The organism is Sphingomonas sp. (genome assembly GCF_964263785.1).
Classification (GTDB): Bacteria; Pseudomonadota; Alphaproteobacteria; order Sphingomonadales; family Sphingomonadaceae; genus Sphingomonas.
The window spans coordinates 11,936-31,447 of record NZ_CAXVWL010000071.1 but is presented as its reverse complement, the minus strand read 5'-3'; the positions used below and the strand labels follow the sequence as shown (position 1 = coordinate 31,447).

Annotated in this window: 18 protein-coding genes; 3 read left to right on the top strand and 15 right to left on the bottom strand. The window is 65.5% G+C overall.

Annotation, left to right across the window (positions count from 1 at the left end; all coding sequences use genetic code 11):
• The 7 genes from ACE5C1_RS09700 to ACE5C1_RS09670 all read right to left on the bottom strand — a co-directional run.
• On the bottom strand, positions 1-1,820 hold a 1,820-nt coding region (locus ACE5C1_RS09700), incomplete at its 3' end, for a polysaccharide biosynthesis protein (RefSeq protein WP_374943870.1).
• Positions 1,821-1,931: 111 nt separating this feature from the next.
• The gene (locus ACE5C1_RS09695; protein WP_374943869.1) at positions 1,932-2,492 is read right to left on the bottom strand and encodes a sugar transferase; all 561 of its coding nucleotides are present in this window, start codon (positions 2,490-2,492) and stop codon (positions 1,932-1,934) included.
• Positions 2,492-3,967: an aminotransferase class I/II-fold pyridoxal phosphate-dependent enzyme gene (locus ACE5C1_RS09690; RefSeq protein ID WP_374943868.1), complete on the bottom strand. Its 1,476-nt coding sequence runs from the start codon at positions 3,965-3,967 to the stop codon at positions 2,492-2,494. The genes ACE5C1_RS09695 and ACE5C1_RS09690 overlap by 1 nt, the downstream gene beginning before the upstream one ends.
• Positions 3,964-4,584, bottom strand: coding sequence for a NeuD/PglB/VioB family sugar acetyltransferase (locus tag ACE5C1_RS09685; protein WP_374943867.1), 621 nt, complete (start codon positions 4,582-4,584; stop codon positions 3,964-3,966). The genes ACE5C1_RS09690 and ACE5C1_RS09685 overlap by 4 nt, the downstream gene beginning before the upstream one ends.
• Complete coding sequence (neuC, locus tag ACE5C1_RS09680; protein WP_374943866.1) at positions 4,574-5,707, bottom strand: UDP-N-acetylglucosamine 2-epimerase; 1,134 nt, start codon at positions 5,705-5,707, stop codon at positions 4,574-4,576. Before neuC ends, ACE5C1_RS09685 begins: the two co-directional genes overlap by 11 nt.
• Positions 5,704-6,741 carry an N-acetylneuraminate synthase gene (gene neuB, locus ACE5C1_RS09675; protein ID WP_374943865.1) on the bottom strand — a complete coding sequence of 346 codons (1,038 nt, stop codon included), beginning with the start codon at positions 6,739-6,741 and terminating at the stop codon, positions 5,704-5,706. Before neuB ends, neuC begins: the two co-directional genes overlap by 4 nt.
• Positions 6,738-7,634, bottom strand: a complete 897-nt coding sequence (locus ACE5C1_RS09670; RefSeq protein ID WP_374943864.1) for an NAD-dependent epimerase/dehydratase family protein — start codon at positions 7,632-7,634, stop codon at positions 6,738-6,740. The genes neuB and ACE5C1_RS09670 overlap by 4 nt, the downstream gene beginning before the upstream one ends.
• A gap of 119 nt (positions 7,635-7,753) precedes the next feature.
• Here ACE5C1_RS09670 and ACE5C1_RS09665 point away from each other — a divergent pair, with 119 nt between their 5' ends.
• On the top strand, positions 7,754-9,109 hold the full coding sequence (locus tag ACE5C1_RS09665; protein ID WP_374943863.1) for an O-antigen polymerase: 1,356 nt from the start codon (positions 7,754-7,756) through the stop codon (positions 9,107-9,109).
• A 33-nt stretch (positions 9,110-9,142) separates the two neighbouring features.
• On the opposite strand, the gene ACE5C1_RS09660 is transcribed toward ACE5C1_RS09665, so the two are convergent.
• Complete coding sequence (locus ACE5C1_RS09660) at positions 9,143-10,252, bottom strand: hypothetical protein (protein ID WP_374943862.1); 1,110 nt, start codon at positions 10,250-10,252, stop codon at positions 9,143-9,145.
• 157 nt (positions 10,253-10,409) lie between these two features.
• Here ACE5C1_RS09660 and ACE5C1_RS09655 point away from each other — a divergent pair, with 157 nt between their 5' ends.
• Complete coding sequence (locus tag ACE5C1_RS09655) at positions 10,410-11,354, top strand: NAD-dependent epimerase/dehydratase family protein (protein ID WP_374943861.1); 945 nt, start codon at positions 10,410-10,412, stop codon at positions 11,352-11,354.
• 33 nt (positions 11,355-11,387) lie between these two features.
• The gene (locus ACE5C1_RS09650; RefSeq protein WP_374943860.1) at positions 11,388-12,575 is read left to right on the top strand and encodes a right-handed parallel beta-helix repeat-containing protein; all 1,188 of its coding nucleotides are present in this window, start codon (positions 11,388-11,390) and stop codon (positions 12,573-12,575) included.
• A gap of 37 nt (positions 12,576-12,612) precedes the next feature.
• On the opposite strand, the gene ACE5C1_RS09645 is transcribed toward ACE5C1_RS09650, so the two are convergent.
• Genes ACE5C1_RS09645 through hisH form a run of 7 tightly spaced genes read right to left on the bottom strand, consistent with a single transcriptional unit; the run spans position 12,613 to position 19,497 of the window.
• Positions 12,613-13,998 (bottom strand): hypothetical protein, encoded by a 1,386-nt coding sequence (locus ACE5C1_RS09645; protein ID WP_374943859.1) that lies wholly within the window; start codon positions 13,996-13,998, stop codon positions 12,613-12,615.
• Positions 13,995-15,236 (bottom strand): lipopolysaccharide biosynthesis protein, encoded by a 1,242-nt coding sequence (locus ACE5C1_RS09640; protein WP_374943858.1) that lies wholly within the window; start codon positions 15,234-15,236, stop codon positions 13,995-13,997. The genes ACE5C1_RS09645 and ACE5C1_RS09640 overlap by 4 nt, the downstream gene beginning before the upstream one ends.
• Positions 15,237-15,252: 16 nt before the next feature.
• Positions 15,253-16,053 (bottom strand): SDR family oxidoreductase, encoded by an 801-nt coding sequence (locus ACE5C1_RS09635; RefSeq protein ID WP_374943857.1) that lies wholly within the window; start codon positions 16,051-16,053, stop codon positions 15,253-15,255.
• Positions 16,053-17,423: a glutamate-1-semialdehyde 2,1-aminomutase gene (locus ACE5C1_RS09630; RefSeq protein WP_374943856.1), complete on the bottom strand. Its 1,371-nt coding sequence runs from the start codon at positions 17,421-17,423 to the stop codon at positions 16,053-16,055. The genes ACE5C1_RS09635 and ACE5C1_RS09630 overlap by 1 nt, the downstream gene beginning before the upstream one ends.
• A gap of 14 nt (positions 17,424-17,437) precedes the next feature.
• Positions 17,438-18,103: a hypothetical protein gene (locus ACE5C1_RS09625; RefSeq protein WP_374943855.1), complete on the bottom strand. Its 666-nt coding sequence runs from the start codon at positions 18,101-18,103 to the stop codon at positions 17,438-17,440.
• Complete coding sequence (hisF, locus tag ACE5C1_RS09620; RefSeq protein WP_374943854.1) at positions 18,100-18,873, bottom strand: imidazole glycerol phosphate synthase subunit HisF; 774 nt, start codon at positions 18,871-18,873, stop codon at positions 18,100-18,102. The genes ACE5C1_RS09625 and hisF overlap by 4 nt, the downstream gene beginning before the upstream one ends.
• Positions 18,874-19,497 (bottom strand): imidazole glycerol phosphate synthase subunit HisH, encoded by a 624-nt coding sequence (hisH, locus tag ACE5C1_RS09615; RefSeq protein ID WP_374943853.1) that lies wholly within the window; start codon positions 19,495-19,497, stop codon positions 18,874-18,876. It abuts the gene before it with no gap.
• Positions 19,498-19,512: the final 15 nt, after the last annotated feature.

The window sequence follows — 19,512 nt, the reverse complement described above, 5'->3', positions numbered from 1 at the left end:
TCCAACCAGTCCGGCAGGTCGCCCTTGAACGTGTACTCCGGCACGATCTGCTGGAGCAGGAGCTGCATTTCGGTGATGGCATTGTTGTCCATCGCTTCGACGAGGCGATCCAGCAGCGGCATCAGCGTGCTCGGCGGCAGGAAGCTCTCGGTTGCCTTCATGATGAGCGGGTGCGCCGTGCTCTTCGGATCGTCGCCGATCAGCAATTCCTCGTACAGCTTCTCGCCTGGGCGCAGACCAATCGTCTCGATCGCGATGTCGCCGTCGGGATTGGCTTCGTCGCGGACGGTCATGCCGGACAACGCCACCATCTTGCGGGCCAGATCGATAATTCTCACCGGCTCGCCCATGTCGAGGATGAACACCTCGCCGCCGACGCCCATGGCGCCGGCCTGGATGACCAACTGCGCGGCCTCCGGGATGGTCATGAAATAGCGCGTGATGTCCTGATGCGTCAGCGTGATCGGGCCGCCCGCCTTGATCTGCCGGCGAAACAGCGGAACCACCGATCCCGAAGACCCGAGTACGTTGCCGAACCGGACCATCGAGAAGCGGGTATGGCTGCCTTGTTTCGGCGTCTGCGATGCCAGCGCCTGAAGCACCATCTCCGCCAGTCGCTTGCTGGTGCCCATGACGTTGGTCGGGCGTACCGCCTTGTCGGTGGAGATCAGGACGAAATTTGCGACCCCTGCCTCCCGAGCGCACTCGGCGGTCACCTTGGTGCCCAGCACGTTGTTGCGCACGCCTTCGATAGGATTGTGCTCGACCATCGGCACATGCTTGTACGCCGCAGCGTGGTATACGGTGGCGGGTCGCCAGACATTTATGATGTTCCGCATCCGCTCGACGTCCCGTACCGACCCTAGCAGGGGGACGATGCGAATCCCATCTTTGCGGTAGGATTCCAGTTCGTGATGGATGGCGTAGAGCGAGTATTCGTTGATATCGACGAGCAGCAACGTGCTTGGCCGGGCGCTCAGGATCTGGCGGCAGAGTTCGCTGCCGATCGATCCGCCGGCACCGGTCACGAGCACCGTCTTGCCTAGGATGTTGCGCGCGAACAGAATCTGATTGGGTGACGCCACGTCGCGGCCCAGCAGATCCTCGATGTCCAGTTCGCGCAGCTGCCCCAGTTCGACCCGGCCATGCGCCAAGTCCATGATGCCGGGCAGGGTGCGGACCCCGACGTTCAGCGGACGGAGCTTGTCGATGATCGCGTTGCGCCGCTGGCGCGGGACGGACGGCATGGCTAGCAGGATGTCCGTCACCCCGAGACGCCGTACGAGCGAGGAAAGTTTCGCCGGGTCGAAGATACGACGCCCGTTGAGCACGCTGCCCGGCAACGTCGGGTCGTCATCAATGAAACCCGCAATACGCAACTCGCCCGCGCCGGTAATGGCGGCGGCAAGCTGCCGTCCGGCCGATCCCGCCCCATAGATCAGCACCTTCGGCGAACCGGCCAGGAGTATCCGCTTGCCTAGGATCTGCCCGACCAGAGCACGCGACGCCCCGACGGCGAGGAACAGCAGGATCGGCTGAATGATGCCGACGGTGCGGGGGACTCCGGCCACGCCGAGGAAGGTGAACAGGCTCGCGTAGATCAGCCCGTAGACCAGGATGGCGCGGGTCAGTGCCGCCATACCGCCCAGGCCAGTATGACGGAAGATGGCTCTGTACAGTCCCGAGACCCAGAACAACGGCAGCGCGATCGCCAGCGCCGCGCCGACAGCTATCCATTCGTTGCCCGAAATGGGCTCCCACTCGCCCAGGCGAAGGTAGAACGCCAACCGAACGGTGCATCCGCAGATCGCGGCGTCCATAGCCAGCGCCATCACGCGCTTGGTCGAGCGTGGTAGCTCAAGCGCGGTCTCAACCGTCCGCCGAAATGCCATGTACTGCTACTCCACTCCCCGGAAAAACGAACGATCGCCCTAGTGCGCGACACCATTTCCGGTGATGACTTTGATGATCGTCATCCAGATTATCTTCATATCGAGTCTGCCGCTGCGGAGCTCGAGGTATTGGGTATCCAACATGACCTTTTCGGTAATAGATAACCTATCGCGTCCATTGACTTGAGCCCAACCGGTGAGGCCCGGACGTAATCTATTAACGCCATGACGGCATCGTTCTTCGATCAGGTCGTCCTGATTGAACAGGGCTGGCCTGGGCCCGACGATACTCATCCGACCGGTCAAAATACACCAGAGCTGCGGCAGCTCGTCGAAGCTGGAATGACGCAGAAATCCGCCGATCGGAGTGAGCCAGGATTGTCCGTCTGCCAGCAGGTGTGTGGCCACCGCCGGCGTATCGATGCGCATCGAGCGGAACTTGGGCATGGCGAACAGCCTGTTGTCCTGCCCGATCCGGTTCGACCAGTGGAAGATCGGCCCCGGCGATGTCAGCTTCACCAGTAGCGCCACGACGGCCATCGGCAGGGCAAGCACCACCACGGCGACGAGCGCCAGCACGATATCTGCGACGCGCGGCATCAGGCGCGACCTGATACCTTGCGCATCGTCTGGATCACGCGGTCGATCTCGTCCTGGCTCATGTTCGACCCCGACGGCAGGCACAGACCTGTCTCGAACAGGCGATCGCTGACCGAACCATTGCCGGCGGTGACATAGTCGGTGCCGGCGAATACCGGCTGACGGTGCATCGGTTTCCAGACCGGGCGCGCCTCGATCATCTCCGCGCCGAGCCGCTTGATCAGTTGGGACGCGGTCAGCCCGTGTATGGCAGGGTCGATCGTGCAGGTCGATAGCCAGCGCGTCGAGAAGCTCCATTCCGGTTCGGGCATCCACTCGACCCCGGGGACGTCGTCGAGTCCCGCCACGTAAGCGTCGAAGACCGCGCGCCGCGCGGCCACCCGTTTGTCCAACACTTGCATCTGGCCGCGCCCGACGCCCGCCAGTATGTTGGACATGCGATAGTTGTAGCCGACGACGCTGTGCTCGTAGTGCGGTGCCGGATCGCGCGCCTGGGTCGACAGGAAGCGCGCCCGGGCGATCAGTTCGGCATCGTCGCTCACCAGCATCCCGCCGCCGGACGTGGTAATGATCTTGTTGCCGTTGAACGAGAAGGCGGCGAGCAGACCGAAGGAACCCGACGGTTTGCCCTTGTAGGTCGCGCCCAGCGATTCCGCGGCATCCTCGATCATCGGCACGCCGTAGGCGCCGCACAGCGCCATAATGGGGTCCATATCTGCCGACTGTCCGTAAAGGTTCACTACCATCACTGCCTTGGGCAGGCGGTTCGCGGCCTTTGCCTGCGCCAGCGCGCGCTCCAGCGCCGCCGGGCTCATGTTCCAGCTCTCCGCTTCCGAATCGATGAACACGGGTTCCGCGCCCTGGTAGACGATGGGATTGGCCGAGGCGGCGAAGGTGAAGGAGGAGCAGAACACGCGATCGCCCGGTCCGACGCCGAGCAGGACCAGGGCTAGGTGCAGCGCCGCCGTCCCTGACGACAGCGCCGCGGCGTGGTCCACGCCCGCGATCCGCGCGATATCCTTCTCAAAAGCGTCGACGTTGGGGCCCAGTGGGGCTATCCAGTTGGTGCGGAAGGCCTCCTCGACGAAGGTCATCTCGTTGTCGCCCATGTGCGGCGTCGACAGCAGGATCGGCTTCTCGATCGCGCGCCGCTCCAGCACGGTCACGACGTGTCCCCGCGCGTCGACCACAGGAAGGTGGTTCACGTTGCGCGCGTCCATCAGCGTCAGCGCCTCGCGCCGCGGCGCATCGACCGTGACCGTCAGCGACGCCAGCTTCGGCAGCATATCGAGCCGATCTTCCAGACCGACGCCGTTCAGCAGCAGCCGCCGCAGGTCGCCGTCAGTCACAGTACGCTCGAACCGGCCGTCACCGTCCAGCAGCAGCACCAACCCGTGGCCGGAACGATCGATCATCGCCAGCGCGTCGCGGACTCGTGCCGTGCGCGTCGTGCTGATCGTGGTGACGTCGCTCATCTTGCCAGCCTTCTGGCGGGATTGCCTATCCATATTCCCGCTTCGCCTATCGAGCGCAGCACGACCGCGCCAGCACCGATCGTCACGTCGCTCGCGACCGACAGGTTAGGCAGCACCACCGCGCCGGCACCGACCATCACCCGGTCGCCCAGCGTCACGCCGCCCCCCAGCGTCGCGTTGGGCGCGATGTGGCAGAAGGTGCCGATCCGGATCTCGTGATCGACGACGGCGGCATGGTTGACGATCGTGCCGGTACCGACGTGCGCGCCGGGCGCGACGACCGCAGTGGCGGCGACCAGCACAGCATCCTCCAGCATCGCATCGGCGGAGACCACCGCGGCGGGATGGATCACCGTTATCGGTATCGCACCCGCAGAGAGGGCGGCCGAGTGCAGGCGTGCGCGGATGGCAGACGCACCGACGGTGACGTGGAAACGTCGGCCAGCCATTGTCTCCGTCACTTCGGGGGTCAGCACCGCGCGGCCGAGCATCGTCAGGCCCGTGCGTCCGTCCCGCACCACGATCGTGGCGGCATCGACGCCGGCCGCGAGCAGCGCCCCTGCGACCACGCGACCGTGCCCGCCAGCGCCGATCAGGTAAATCGGATCAGTTCGCATTGGCTTTCGCCATCAGCCGTGCGTTGAGCGGTATATCACGCAGCAGGGCGACGATGCGGCGCGCCGCCTGTCCGTCGCCATAGATGTTGGCGGGGGTCAATCGTCCCGCGGCGAGCGCGGTCGTGATCGCCGCGCCGATCGCCCGCGCATCGATCGGCACGTCGATGACGTTGGCGTTGCGCTCGCGCAGGTTCTGGCGCGTACCGATGTTGACCACCGGGGTGCCGAAGCTCGCCGCCTCGATGATCCCCGCGCTGGAATTGCCCACGATCACGTCTGCGCGCGCCATCGCGTCCAGGAAGTCGTCGCGTCGCAGATGCGTCACCAACGCGACATCCTCGTGATCGCGTCGTGCTTCCAGCTGCGCACGCACGTCGTCGCTGCCCGCATCGGCGTTGGGCATCAGCGCCAATACTTGCGCGCCCGTCGCCAAGGCTGCGTCTAGTATCGTGCCGGCCTGGCCGCCGGCCGTCGCCGCTTCCTGAAGAACTGGATGATAGACCATGAGCGCGATCGGTCGATCGGGATCGAATCCATGGCAGGCGGCGACTTCGAAGCGCGATTGGCGGTCGGCGTCGGCCAGTCCATCGAGGCCAGGGGCGCCAGTGACGTGGACGTTGGCGGCGTGCTCGCCCATGCGGACCAGGCGATCGCGCGCCTCGACCGTCGCGGTCAGATGGAGATGCGACAGCTTCGACACGGCGTGGCGGATCGGCTCGTCCACCGTGCCTGATCGTTCCCCTCCGTGGATGTGCGCGACAGCAATGTTGAGGTGCAGCGCGGCCACAGCGCCGGCTAGCATCTCACCGCGATCTCCGAGCAGCAGCACGAGATCGGGGCGTCGGACCTCCAGCACGTCGGTGAAGGCGGCTATCATGGAGGAGATGGCGCGCGCCATAGTCGCGCCGTTTGCGGGGGTGGTCGCGACCGGCACCTGCGCCACGATAGGCAAGCCGCTTGCTTCAATCTCGCGGACCGTGTCGCCGTGGGTAGGGGACAAGTGCATTCCCGTTACCAGTACCGACAGGGACAGGCCGGGCTCGGCATGGATCGCGGTGAGCGTACCACGCATCAGCCCAAAATCGGCGCGGGTGCCGCTGATGTAGACAATCCGACGTGTCATGCTGAGGCCAGGTCGTCCCAAGTGAGCGGCGTGCCCTGTGCGATGGCGCGCGCCAGCGTGCGCCCACCGATCTCGTCGATATGGGTCGGTGCGATGCCGGTACCCGGACGCAGCAGCGTGACATCGCCACGCGTCAGCATCGTGCCCGCGGAGAGATCCCGCGCCGCCGCCACCGACCGGCGTGCGACCGCGCGCACCGGCAGTTCGGCGTCCGTGGGCGCCTTTACCGGAGATCCCAAGGCCGCCTCCACCGTGCGGATCTGCGCGATCAGTCTGGTCATCTCGCCGGGCGTCAGCGAGGCGCGATGATCCGGCCCCGGCAGCGTCCGATCGAGCGTGAAATGCTTCTCGACGATTTGCGCGCCCATCGCCACTGCCGCGGTCGAGACCGCCAGCCCCAGCGTATGGTCGGAGTAGCCGACGGGCATGCCGGTTTCCACGGCGATAGTCTGCATCGCGCGCAGGTTCACGTCGCCCGGCTCGGCCGGGTAATTGGAGGTGCAGTGAAGGACCGTCACTACTTCCTCCAGCGGGGCGGCGAGGCCGTGTGCTTCACGCGCCCGGCCGATCACCGCCAGCGCATCGACGATCTCCGCCAGCGTCGCCATGCCCGTCGACACGATCAGCGGGAGGTCCTTGCCCGCCAGATGGCGCAGAAAAGGATGGTTGGTGATCTCTCCCGAAGGAACCTTAATCCGCCGTATGCCCAGGGCGACCAGCATGTCGGCGGCATCTTCGTCGAACGGCGTCGACATGAATTCGATGTTTGCGCGAGCGCAGCGGGCGACCAGCGCCTCGTGCAGTGCGTCCGACATCTCCAGCGCCTTCAGCATCGCGTGCTGCCCACCTTCGCCTGTCTCGCGCTTCTGATACTCAGCTTTCTCCGCCTGATGGCTGACCAGCTTGTCGGCGGAGAAGGTCTGAAACTTGATCGCGTCGGCGCCGGCACGGGCTGCGACGTCTACCATTTCCAGCGCGTGCTCGGCGTCGCCGTTGTGATTGACGCCGGCCTCGGCGATGACGAAGACGCTCATGATCGTGCTCCTTGCGGCGGCCGCCAGTCGAGACGACGACAGGTTTCCGCGATATCGATTTCCAAGTTGCCGAGTAGTTGCGAGGCGAGACGACCGCGTCCCGCGAGGGTGAGTGCTGCGCGCAACAGGGCGGTCGGCACCGGCAGCAATCGCGGCGTCAGCCCGTGCAGCGCTGCCAATCGCTCGATCACGTCGCGAGTGGATGAGGGATGGCCGTCGCTGACCAGCAGCGGCGCGCCCGGCGCGGCGGGATGATCAATCGAATGCGAAACGAGGTCGGCCAGCGTGTCCAGCGAAACGAGATCGCGCCGGTTCCGCGTCACCGCGCCGAGCGGCAGCGGCAGCCCGCGGCGCATCGCGGCGACGAGGCCGCCGAGATTGCCCTTGGGATAAGGACCGATCACCAGTGGCGGCCGGATTACCACCACCTCCAGGCCGGTGTCGCGGGCGATTGCGTCCAAGCCCTGCTCCGCCTCCCACTTGGATCGTGCGTAGGCGTTTTCCGGCCGTGGCGGATCGTCGGCACGGAAAGGACGATCGCCCGTACGTCCCCCGTGCACGTGAGCGGAGGAGATATAGATAAATCGGCGCATCCCCGCAGCCGCCGCTCCGCGCGCCATAGCCAACGTAAGGGCGACGTTGACTTGGCGGAACGGCTCGTCCGCCGCCTCCGCTTCCCGGCCGAGGACGTGTGTTCGCGCGGCGCAATGGACGACGACGTCGACACCCCTGAATTCTTTCTTCCACTGGATTTGGTCGAGAGACGCCCAGCGACGCCGCGCAACGGCGGGATGCCAGCTGCCTTCCGTTCGCGTGACTGCGACCGTGTCGAAGCCGTTGCGGGCCAATCGATCGACGATCATCCGTCCCACAAAACCGTTGGCACCGGTCACCAGGACGCGGGACGATGCGATCATTGGAGCCGCATAACCGCGACCATCGGTCAGGGCAACAAAAGGGCGCTGCCCTTGATCGCCTGTTCTAAGATCACTAGGCGTTCCCCGATGACGACATGCCGACCAGCTCCGAGCGAGCGGGGATTCTTCCAATGAAATGGCATCCCGCCGGCATGATGCTGACCGTCTGGACTGTGTGCTTCACGCTGTTTTTCGTGCTGCCGTTCCAGCTCGTCGGCCGAGAGATCACCGGCTTCGGACTGGCCATGCTGGTCGCCTCCGTCATGGCGTTCTGCATCGGCGCATGGTTGCGGACGCATGCCATGCCCCAGCATCGGCAAGGTCAGGTCGCCATGCCGGATTTCTCCCGTACCGACCCGGTGCTGATAGCGGCCTCGCTGATCGGCATCCTGGTGCTGCTGCTGGAATGGCGTTCGAACGGGGGTGGCCTGTCGGACGCGTGGAACGTCCGCAGCGATCGGACCACCGCCCTGCTCTACGGCGCCGATTCCGGCAGTTCGCTGAGCTTCCAGATCGGCTTTCTCTTCTCGCCGGTCGGCTACACCGTCATCGCCCGCGAGATCATCTTTCGTACCCCGGTGCGGCCCATCCGACTGGCCATCCTGGGTTTCGGCCCCCTGCTCGCCAGCTCGCTGGCACTGGGCGGGCGCGCGCCGCTGTTATGGGGCTTCACCATGATGGCGCTATCGGTAATGACCAAGCGCTGGACCATCATGCCGCCATCCACCATGGTGCGACAACGGAATCCGCGAACCGTGATGATGGTGATTGCGGGCGGCATCGCCGCCCTGTTTGCCCTGAACTATTTCGTCCAGGTCTTCGTCGTGCGCGCCGAGGGTATTGGCGGGATCGAGAACATGTTCGACTCGGTTGCGACCATTTGGGGCGTGACCTTCGAGGGGCCGTCGGCGGAGTGGATGAAGCGGATACTCGGCGTCGGTAATACCTACCTGATCTTCGTGTTCTCTTGGTACATCACACAAGGAATCGTGATCGCCAGCACGCTGTTCTCCGGGTATGAAGGGCCGCCTATGTTCGGTTCCTACGGCATCGAACTGGTCAGCGCGGCGGTACGGCGCACTAACGGCGCCTATCTGGCGGAACGCAACCTGGAGCTGAACGACCTGAACGTCTTCGGCTATCTGCCCAGCGCATTCGGAACGTTGTACGTCGATTACTGGTATTTCGGGTTGCTGATTGCGGGAGTTTGGGGATATATCGCCGGAATCGTGTACGCCCGCGTGCGATTGCTGAACGATGTGCGATGGGCGCTGGCGGCACCCTTCGTCATGCAAGGCATCGGGACCAGCGTTATCAACACGCCGCTGGGCACCACCAATGGCCTGGTCTCGCTCAGCTGGATGACTCTCGCCTTCTTCCTCGCGCGGCCGGCTACCCCGGCCATCAGATATTCCGGCGACAGAGAAATGCTCGGCTTCCCGTCGGCGTGACGGCGTCGGCGCGTGGTCGGGCGTCGGTCGATCTCAGCCCAGCACGCAGGTGATGACGCGCCGTTCGCCTTCCTCCACCATGCCCCCGCGATGGATACCCTTGGTATCGAAGGCGACGATCGACCCTTTCGGACTCACAATCTGCCACGTGCTGCCTACGATCCGGGCGCTTTCGGGCTGGTCGTCGGGCAGGTCGTTGCCAAACGACCCCTTCTGTCGAAGCTTGGCCGGAAGCGCGGCGAACCGGCGCCGCGCGGCGAGGTCGGTCGCGGCCAAGCCATTGTGATCGTTGGCCTCACATAACAGGTCGTCGATGCGTGAGATGACCATGTTGTTCGATCCGACCGCGTAGCTGAAAGGGCCGTTCGTTGGGCCAACATCGGAGCAGTAGATGATCACCTTCAGGTCGCCGCCCGACGCATCGCGGTGATAATAGGCGGTCTTCGGAAGTGTGCGGCCTCTCAGGTCGCCGAAGATGTCGCGCCAGAAGCTGTCGGAGCGATCGTTGATCTGCGGGTTCACGTCAATTAGCCGCGCCGGCCGGCCGAGATAGTCAGCCGCGGCGATGCTGAGCCCCGATTCGTCGAAGATCGTCTCGATCAGGGCAAACAGATCGGGCGAGGAGGTGCGATCGGTGGTCGAACGCGATTCCTCGAACGCCCGCCCTGCCGCCGTGCCTCCCCGGCGTGCCGCCAGCCGTTCGAAATAGGGTTCCGCGAGCGCCATCAACTGGGTCACCCGCGCCAGCGGCATGGTGAGCACCGCGATGCCCTGCGTATCGAGCTGGCCGATCGCGGGATTGGTCGCTGCATCGGTGCGTCGGGGCGCTTTACGGACGAAGCCGAGCGCGTTTCGCGCCGCGACCCCGATGAATCCCAGCCGATCGCGAAGCGACCTGCCGTTGCGATATTCGGTTGGGATCATCTCGTAATGTACGACCCGTTTGGCGGCGAGGAGAGCGAACCGGCTCGCGTAGCCCGCCAAGGCTGCCATCTTCCGGCTCCACCCGGCCGCGCTGACCAAGTCGGCATAAGCGTCGTGACGGGTGTAATCGATCAGGTCGCTGCGCCATACGAACGTCGCATCAATCGGCACGACGGCGTGGGGGGCGGGCTGGACGCGATAATCGGCAACGGTGGCCATCGCCTGCTAACTCCCGGTTTCTGCGGCGTGACGATCCGATCCGGACCGCGCGCTGTGAAGCCGCGGCCATAACGACGGCCCGATCGCGGGGCAATTCCATGGTGTTTGTGATCTGACACGCTATGGAAATCAGGAGATCAGCCCAGTGGAAGGTGGCATGTCACAGGAACCGGTCACGCGCGTGTTGGTGACCGCTGCCAGCGGCGCCGTGGCGCGACACCTGATCGCGCGGCTGCGCGCAGGCGGTGTCGCGGTCACCGCTGCAGCGCGGGAACAAGTTGCCGGCCTGCCGCCTGACGTTCGCACTGTCGCAGTAGGGACGGTCGATGGCGACACCAGCTGGGGCGCCGCACTGACTGGGGTGAGCCATGTCGTCCATGCCGCGGCGCTGACCACGATCGCGCCGGACGACGACGAGGCCGAGTTCGACATGGTCAACCATCGGGGCACGCGCGCGCTTGCCGAGCAGGCGGCGTCCGCGGGTGTGCGGCGCTTCATCCAGATCAGTACGGCGGCCGTGGCGGGCCGCAGGTCGGGCAAGGCGCCGATCGCACCCGACGGGGTAACGGCGCCCGGCAACGCCTACGCCCGGTCAAAGCTCGCTGCGGAGGCGGCGCTTTGGGAGATTTCCGATCGTACTAGGCTGGAGGTCGTGGTCGTGCGTCCGCCACGGATCATATGGCCGGCCCTGAAAGGCAACCTGCGCCTATTCGAGCGACTGATTGGGCGAGGGGTGCCGCTTCCGCTCGGGGGTATCCGCGACAATGCCCGAGACAACGTGTCACCGGACAATCTGATCGCGATCATCGAGGCCTGCCTGACCAGCCCCGCGGCCGCGGGCCACGTCTTCTTCGCGACCGACGACGACCCGCTGTCAACCCGTGCGCTTGCCGAGAGGATCGGCGCGCGGCTCGGCCGGCGCGCGCGCCTAGTGTCGCTTCCGCCGGCGGTGTTGCGCGCGGTGGTCGCGATAATGCCCGCGCGGCTGCTGGGTGGGCTGAACCGGCAGGAGATGGTCTCCGAGCTCCTGGACGATTTCCGCCTCGACGTCAGGCCCACGCGCGAGCGGCTCAACTGGCGACCGGAGCCGGGCACGCTTTAGCGACGCGCGCGTTCGCCCCTTACCGCCCCATCGTTGGAGACCCTCGCCTTGCCGGTAAGCCGCAGACCGTTCCTCGCAGGTTTCGCCCTCGCGGCCGGGAGCGCTTGCGTCCCGCGGATCGCCGCGGCGTCGGCGGGGATCGTCCGATCGATCCTCGACCTGCTTCCGTCGACGGAATGGGAGGCAATCTCGGCGGGCACGTCGGACTTCGATTGCGGTCCGGTGATCGCGGCCGGGCTGGCGGGAGGAGGGACGATCTTCTTTCCCGCCGGCCGCTACGTCGTGGCAACGCCCATTGCGTTCCGGCCCAGGATAGCGGGACGGTTCGCACCCGGCGTCACGCTGGTAGGCGCAGGGATCGGCCAGACGGTGTTCCACGACCGAACGAGGGCGCGCGCGCTGTTAGATTTCGATAGCGGCACCAACGCGGAGACGGGCTTTCGCGCCATCAATGGCATCCACCTGGAGGGCTTTACGATCGAGGGCGGGCGCGCCGGGGCCACGACAGCGGCGATCCGCTTTCGCGGCTGCTATCAATCGTCGATCCGGCAGGTGTACATCGTCGACCGGCGCGGCGACGGGATCAGCATCCCGTGCCTGTTGGGTGATATCGACGGATCCAACATGGTGACGATCGAGGACGTGCGTATCGAGAATTGCGCCGGCTGGGGGATAGCGGCGGCCGCGGCACCCGGACGCAACGAGATCTCCTTCCTCGGCCTGCGCCGGGTCATGGTGCAGAATTGCGGCATCGGTGCCGCGAGCGGCGCGACGCCAGGCAGCGGCGGCATGCAGTACAAGGGGCAGATGCTGACGATGGATCAGTGCGCCTTCACCGAGAACCGAAATGTCGGCCTGTTCATCCCGGGCGAAGCGGGCCTCGCCGTCAATATCCAGGTCACGTCGACGGCGTTCGAAAACAATGTCGGACGACATCTGCTATGCACCGGGGTCTCGGTGTTCCGCGGCACCAACCTCCAGCTCTTCAGCAACGACCAGCGGCGCGCGACAACCGGGTGCGAGTTCTCCGCTCGAACCGACACGGTGCGCGGCGTCGCCATCGACGGCGTGCTGGTGCGTGCGACGGCCGGCAACGCCCCTTACACCGCGTTCCGCTTCGAAGGACCGCACCTCATTCCCGGCAGCTACGACGTGCGCGGCGTTGTCTGGGACGATTTTGGCCATCCGGGTCAGATCAAGGCGGTGGGCGTCGCCCTCTAGGCGTGTTGGATGGCCAGGTAGCGAGGACGATGCCCCGTCAGCCGACGCGAACCGCGATCTCAGTGCCCAGCTGTCCGGCGAATGCGCGTATTGCCGGGTCGGGCCGGGCCGCGTCGAACCCGCGGAATGACATGAAGTCGCCGGGAAAGCTGCCTTTCAGCAGATGGCTGACGATCCGCTCCTGCCGTGCTCGCAGATCGTCCACCGCCGGGGTCGCGGCGAGGCGAGCCGGCAGGTCGGGGATATCGGCCTTGCCGCGCAAGGGGATGTAGTCGCCGGGCGTGTAGTAATAGGCCTCAACCGTGATCGACTTCATACCGGTCAGCGCCGCTTGCATTCCCAGCGTACCGGTTTCGGTGAAGCTGGCGCCCACCTCGGCCAGCAGCGCGTTGCCGGGAACGTCGTAGGGCACAATGACGACATTGGGAATCGCGCGCAGCCGCTCGATCAGCGAAATCTGGCGAAAGCCGAACTGAAGCGGATGGTCCTTGACCACGATCACGTAGCCGGCCGCGGAGAATGCCTGCGCTGCGGCGACCAGGATCTCGTCGTGGTCGATCAGTTCCAGCGATCGTATCCAGTAATCGATCGACGCCTCCGGGAATAGCTGGAGCGCGATGAACAGACGTCTGTCCTTCGGGAAGGTCTCCATCCGCTCACGCCAATCCCGATCGATCAGTCGCAGCATGCGGATGTCCCTGAGCCGCGGCTTGTGGCCAAGCGAGAACTGCGCGTCCATATAGTGGAGATTGAGCGGATCGCGCTTCCACCACGAAATGGCTTGGAACGCGACCGAGCGCAGTGCGAAATAGCCGATCGTTCTGAGGAAACGGCTTCGCGTGTACCGCGCCTTGGACGGAATGTAGGCGGGAACGAAGAGCGGATCGGCGATTGCGTGAATGGCAGCATCGATCTCGCCCGCTGAGGGCACCACGTCGTCGCGGGTCAGCAACTGCCCGCGCAGCACCAGCATCGACGTCCCTGGCACCGGTCCCGCCGTCAGCTCGAAATAGGGGGTGCGGCGTCGCGCGGCCATGCGCGCCAGCACGTCCTTGACGTAGCGGTCGATGGGCCAGCTGAGCACCGCGACCGGCGTCTCGTCGTCCAGTACGCGGTCCATCGCCTCGGCCATCGCCAGCGCCATCGCCGCCGCCCGCCTTATTGGATACCAGCGCAGCACGCGGCAGCGGGCGACGACATCGGCGATCTCGTCCGCCGAAAGGAGCACGGATTCTGTCGCTGCGGCACGATAAAATCGGCGGTAGGCGGCGTAGAAGCCGTCGACGACCGACACGTCGCCCTCGCCGCGCAGATCGGTTACGAGGCGCACGTGCTCGTAGCCCAGGTTGCGCCCGACCTCGCGCCACCACGGCTCCGAATTGTGGATGGAGAAGATCAGGACGGTTCCGGCACGCGCGGTCATGGCTTCGGGCTTCCAGGCTCGGGATATTCGGGAATGGCGTGTAGCGCACGCACCACGAGGAACAGGTACACCGCTGAAGTGGCGACATTGGCGATCGCGGCCCCCAGGATGCCAAATTTCCACGTCGACCCGGCCAGCATCATACCACCGCAGGCAAAGGCGATCAGTTGCGCCCTGCCCAGCATCTTCTCGCGCAGGCGAGCATTGACGACCATGCCGGCGAAGTCAGCCGCGATACGCAGCATCGTGCCGGTGAGCAGGACCGCCGCCAGTAAGTAGTCGAGATGATATTTGGTCGAGATCGCGCGGTCGAGCGCTAGGTCGAGCGCGATACTGGCTACTGCGGCACCGACGGCAAGCGACAGCAGTACCAGATACTCGCGACGCAGTCGGCGGACAAGCGACGCGACGGGCTCGACCTTGGCTACTCGGAAGATTGCCGGCGTAATACGGTTGAACGAGGCGACGGTGTAGAGCTGATAGCCGAAGAAGATCAGTAGCACGTGACGGAAATAGATGCCGGCGTCGGCGAGCCCGGCGAAGGTGCCGACCGCCAAACGATCGTACTGCAGCATCAGGAACGCGACCACCCCAATACGGAAATGGGTGAAGGACGCCCGGTGTTGCCCCCTGATGTGCCCTCGCCACGCGAGGCGCGAGGCCGGCCGTGTATCCTTCCTGATCCGCTGCCAGCCGACGACGATCGCGACCGTCGAGATCACCGAGGCGATCGCCCAGGCGGATAGTACGAAGTTCAACGTCAGCCGGCTGGAGGCGAACAGCATGTCCGGCAGCGCGACGGCGAGCACCGCCAAATTCTTGATCGCGACGAGGTTAACCAGCCTGCGGTAGCGCCGGTCGATCAGCGACATCTGATAGGCCTGATTAGCGATGTGCTCGGCGACGACGACGCTCGCCGCGAGCAGGAGCTGCAACGCGTTCAGCTTGGCCATAAACGCTGCAATCAGCAGGAAGGCGGGCAGCATCAGCGTGTAGTTGAAGCCCCAGAAGGGCACCGTAGCCGCCACCATCCCATCGAACGTCGGCTCCGGCTCTCCCGCCATGCGGCGCTGGATGTCTATGTGCCTTTCCCACCCGAAGCCGAGCGCGAACAGCCCGATCAGCGTCACAACGAGGCCGAACTGGCCCGCCGCCGACAAGCCCAGCGAATAGGTGATCCCGGCAACGAAACCGGCACGCGCGAAGATTTCGATCAGCTTGATCGCGACGAGGTACATGGGATGTCGGTGGGATCTACCAGGCCGTCCAGCCGCCATCAGCGGCCAGCACTTGGCCCGTGACGTAGCGGGCGGCGGGCGATGCCAGGAACAGCATCGGGCCGACGATCTCGTCCGCGGTCGCCATCCGACCCATCGGCACCCGCTTGGCGTAGAGATCGCCGAATACGCCGTTCTGTCCCGAGCCGACCCCGCCGGGTACCAGCGCGTTGACGCGGATGTCGTCCTTCGCCCAATGTGTCGCCAACCACCGAGTTAGGCCGATCACTGCCGCCTTCGAGGCGGAGTAGACCGCGGGCGTGTTGATCGAGCCGCCGAGATAGTCCGATCCCTCGTAAATTCGCGCATCCGGGCCGACTAGGCCGTAGATCGACGAGGTCTGGATGACGCTGCCGCCGCGCCCGCCGGCGACCATCACTCGGCCCGCCGCCTGAGCCATCAGGAACATGCCGTCGATGTTGACTGACATCACCTCCCGCCAGGTCGCGATGGGGTAATCCTCAAACGGAGCGAAGAAAGCGCGCGGGTCGGCAGTCTTGGTGGCGGCGTTGTTGAGCAGGATGTCGATACCGCCGAAACGGTCCGCGACCGCGTCGACGCAGTCCCGGACGGAGTTCGCGTCGGACACGTCGCAGGCAAAACCCTCGACCCGGCCGTCGATGGCGGCCGCGATCGCGCCCGCAGTGTCCGCGGACAGGTCGACCACGGCCACCGCCGCGCCGCGTGCTGCCAGACCGGCGCAGAACTTGGCGCCCAAAATGCCGGCGCCGCCGGTGACCAGCGCCACTTGGCCATCGAGGCGAGTGGGGTCGCTCATTAGTTGTGCGGTCGGAATACCGGCTTCACGGCCGGTCCCTCAAGCAGCGTTTCCGGCCCATCGGCCAGTGCCTGCGCGTAGACCGCCATCGAGCCGTCGAGCGCGTCGAGCGTCAGGTCGAGCTCGGCGTCGCCGTGAGCCCGGCTGAACGCGATCCACGGCATCATCACGCCGCGCCTGAGCATCTCCTGCGCGAACAGCGTCCGCATCGGGGGCGAGGGGGTACCGGCCTCGTCGCGCGCGACGAGGTTCGGCGCCACCGCCGGCCCCTCTACCATCAGATAATTCCCCAGGCCGTGCCGCCTGGCCACCTCCGCCCATCCGTCACGCAATCTGGTGCCATAGTTCCACAGGTGGCCGGCGACATCCTCCTCCTCGTTGATGCGGGACGCCGCCAGGAACGCGCCCAGCGCCGGCATCTCGCCGCCGTGCGTGGAAGAAAGGAGGAAGGTACGCTCCATTCCCGGCTCGTCGATCGAGCCCACCCGCATGAACTCGCGTTTGCCGGTCACGGCGGCCAGGCTGAAGCCGTTGGCCATTGCCTTTCCGAACGTCGACAGGTCGGGTTCGACCTCGAAGAAGGTTTGCGCACCGCGCAGGTGCCAGCGAAAGCCGGTAATCATCTCGTCCAGGATGAACAGCGCGCCCTCGCGCGTGCACAGGTCGCGTACCTGTCCCAGGAAGCCGGCCTGATGGGTGCCGTGCGGCCACGCTTCCGGATCGCCGGAGCCCTGCGGCGTGATGTGCGTGGCGGGCTCCATCATCACCGCTGCGATCTCGCCGGGATGCTCGTCGAACAGGCGGGAAAGGCTGGCGAAATCGTTGTAGTCGAAGACCAGCGTCGAGCTAGTCTGCGGCGCATCGACGCCGCGCTGCAGCGCGGTCGTGCCGATGAACCAATCGTCGAACGAGAAGAACGGATGCTGGCGCGGCACGCAGACGAAGCGCCGTCGAGTGTAGGCCCTTGCGATCTTGACCGCGGCAGTGGTGACGTTGGAGCCGTTCTTGGCAAACTTCACCATCTCGGCCGAGGGGATCAGGTCGCAGACCCGCTCGGCGGCCTCGAGTTCAACGGTGGAGGCGCGGGTGAGGTTCACGCCCTTCTCAATCTCGGCGATCGCGGCCGCGTTCACGCGATCGTCGGCGTAGCCGATGGTGACCGCGCGGAGCGCCATCCCATAGTCGAGTAAGCGATTGCCCTGCGTATCCCATACATAGGCGCCCTTGCCCCGGTCGAGCATGGGAGGCGCGATCGCGGGAAACTGGTCGTCGCCGCGCGAGTAGGTGTGCGCGCCGCCCGGGATCGTGCGGTGCAGTCGTCGGCGCAGATCGGCGAAATCGTTCTGGGCGTTGGAAAGTCTGGTGGCCATGCCCGTCCGCTACCTCACTGCCGCCACAGCGGATAGGGGGCGCGGTTTGGCCGCACCACTGCCGTCTTGGGATTGCCGATGTACAGGCTGTGCGCCGGCACGTCGCGGTCGAGCACCAGGCTCTCGGTCGCGATCTGGCACATCTCGCCGATCGTCGCGGCGCCGAGCACCGCCGCACCCGGCCGGAGCGTCACGTGTCGGCCGAAGCAGGGATAGACGTCATGGTTCGATCCCACGCCGACGCGCTGGTAGCTGACGAAATAATCCGAGTAGACGCCGCGACCCAGCACCGTCCCGAGCGGATGAACGAGCAGGAAGATGCTGGGCAGCTCGACCTCGTAGTAGATGTCGCAGCCGTGCAGCGCCTTGTTCAACAGGAACAGCTTGGAGCAAGCGGAAGTAACGCCGCGCTGGCGGTGCAACTCGTTGGCGAGCAGATAGAGCCACATGCAATACTGATCACCGTGAAGGTGATCGAAGACCGCGTCGGTGCCGTCGAAGAAATATTTGTTATCGACGGCCTGGAAGCAGTGCTCCAGGCGGGCGAGCGCGTGCGGCACCGCCTGCATCAGCGCATCGGGCGACAGCTTCTCGCCGTCAGGGATCAGGTTATCGCACTGTCGCGCCGCCAACGCCGCCAACGCCTCGGGCGCGAGCGACGCGCGCATCCGCGCGATCATGATCGGCTACCCTTCTGACTCCTGACCGGCACGCCGTTGGTGTTCAGATAGGTGCGTACCTTGATCGGCGAGTGATCGGTGAAGATGAACATCGACGAGATGGTGATCGCCGAGGCGCCCGCGTCGAGCGCCGCTTTGCAGTCGGCGAGGCTCCCAGCGCCCGACGACGCGATCAGCGGCACGTCTAGCTTGTCCGCCAGCGTCGCGATCAGGTCCAGGTCGTAGCCGTTCATCATGCCGTCTCGATCGATCGAGGTGAGCAGGATTTCGCCAGCGTGCGCGTCCTGCATCCTGAGCGCCCACTCGGATGCGTCCATGCCGGTCGCCCGGTGACCGCCGCGCGCGAAGACCTTCTTTGCGCCGGCCTCCTCCCGGTAATCGACGGAGGCGACGATGCATTGGTCGCCGAAGCGGCTGGCGGCACGGGTGACGAACCCGGGATCGGCGACCGCGGCGGAATTTATGCTCACCTTGTCGGCGCCTGCCTTCAGCAGCGCCTCGATCTCTTCGAGACTGCGGACGCCGCCACCCACGGTGAAGGGGATGAAGACCTCTTCCGCGACGCGCTCGATTATTGGGGAGGCGACGACGCGATCCTCGCCGGTCGCGTCTATGTCGACGATGATGAGCTCGTCAATGCCGTAGCTGTCGTACACCTTGGCGGTGGAAACCGGATTGCCCGCCTCGCGCTGGTCGGCGTCGAAGCGGCGCAGCTTGACCAGCCGACCACCGCGGATCAGGAACTTAGGGATGATGCGCTTCTTGAGCATCTAGAATCGGTGCTCCACCCAGTTGGTCAGCAGCTGGAGGCCGTTGTCCTGGCTCTTCTCGGGGTGGAACTGCGCCGCAATCAGGTTGTCGCGCCCGACGGCGGCCGTCACCGGGCCGCCGTGGTCGCAGGTAGCGATCCGGTCCTCGGGATCGGCGCAGACCATGTGGAACGAGTGGACGAAATAGTAATCGCTTTCCCCGTCCGGCAGTCCGTCGAACAGCCAGGCGTTGGAACCCGAGAAGCTGACCGCGTTCCAGCCAACGTGCGGCACCTTGGCGGGCGGGGCCACCTTCAACGGCACCACTTCCGCATCCAGCCAGCCGAGCCCCTCGTGCTCGCCGTGCTCGTAGCTCCTGCGCGCGAATAGCTGCATGCCGAGGCACACGCCGAGGACGGGTTTCCTCTCCTCCATGGCTAGGCGGTCGAGCACCGGACGCAGGCCGCTGGCGTTGATCGCCGCCATGGCGTCGCCGAACGCGCCCACGCCTGGCAGCAGCAACCGATCCGCTTCCGCCAGTTCGCCGGGATCCTTCGACAGGACGACGTCCGATCCCACGAATTCGAGGGCGTTCGACAGCGAGCGAACGTTGCCCATGCCATAGTCGATAATCGCGATGGTCATGGCCGAGGCCGGTAG

Excerpts from the sequence above, each read along its gene's own strand:
- ACE5C1_RS09630 (WP_374943856.1), bottom strand. The coding sequence starts at position 17,423 with ATGGCCACCAGACTTTCCAACGCCCAGAACGATTTCGCCGATCTGCGC.
- ACE5C1_RS09645 (WP_374943859.1), bottom strand. The coding sequence starts at position 13,998 with ATGACCGCGCGTGCCGGAACCGTCCTGATCTTCTCCATCCACAATTCG.
- ACE5C1_RS09655 (WP_374943861.1), top strand. The coding sequence starts at position 10,410 with ATGTCACAGGAACCGGTCACGCGCGTGTTGGTGACCGCTGCCAGCGGC.
- neuC (WP_374943866.1), bottom strand. The coding sequence starts at position 5,707 with ATGACACGTCGGATTGTCTACATCAGCGGCACCCGCGCCGATTTTGGG.
- ACE5C1_RS09625 (WP_374943855.1), bottom strand. The coding sequence starts at position 18,103 with ATGATCGCGCGGATGCGCGCGTCGCTCGCGCCCGAGGCGTTGGCGGCG.
- ACE5C1_RS09635 (WP_374943857.1), bottom strand. The coding sequence starts at position 16,053 with ATGAGCGACCCCACTCGCCTCGATGGCCAAGTGGCGCTGGTCACCGGC.
- ACE5C1_RS09685 (WP_374943867.1), bottom strand. The coding sequence starts at position 4,584 with ATGCGAACTGATCCGATTTACCTGATCGGCGCTGGCGGGCACGGTCGC.
- neuB (WP_374943865.1), bottom strand. The coding sequence starts at position 6,741 with ATGAGCGTCTTCGTCATCGCCGAGGCCGGCGTCAATCACAACGGCGAC.
- ACE5C1_RS09690 (WP_374943868.1), bottom strand. The coding sequence starts at position 3,967 with ATGAGCGACGTCACCACGATCAGCACGACGCGCACGGCACGAGTCCGC.
- ACE5C1_RS09660 (WP_374943862.1), bottom strand. The coding sequence starts at position 10,252 with ATGGCCACCGTTGCCGATTATCGCGTCCAGCCCGCCCCCCACGCCGTC.
- hisH (WP_374943853.1), bottom strand. The coding sequence starts at position 19,497 with ATGACCATCGCGATTATCGACTATGGCATGGGCAACGTTCGCTCGCTG.
- hisF (WP_374943854.1), bottom strand. The coding sequence starts at position 18,873 with ATGCTCAAGAAGCGCATCATCCCTAAGTTCCTGATCCGCGGTGGTCGG.
- ACE5C1_RS09640 (WP_374943858.1), bottom strand. The coding sequence starts at position 15,236 with ATGTACCTCGTCGCGATCAAGCTGATCGAAATCTTCGCGCGTGCCGGT.
- ACE5C1_RS09695 (WP_374943869.1), bottom strand. The coding sequence starts at position 2,492 with ATGCCGCGCGTCGCAGATATCGTGCTGGCGCTCGTCGCCGTGGTGGTG.
- ACE5C1_RS09665 (WP_374943863.1), top strand. The coding sequence starts at position 7,754 with ATGCCGACCAGCTCCGAGCGAGCGGGGATTCTTCCAATGAAATGGCAT.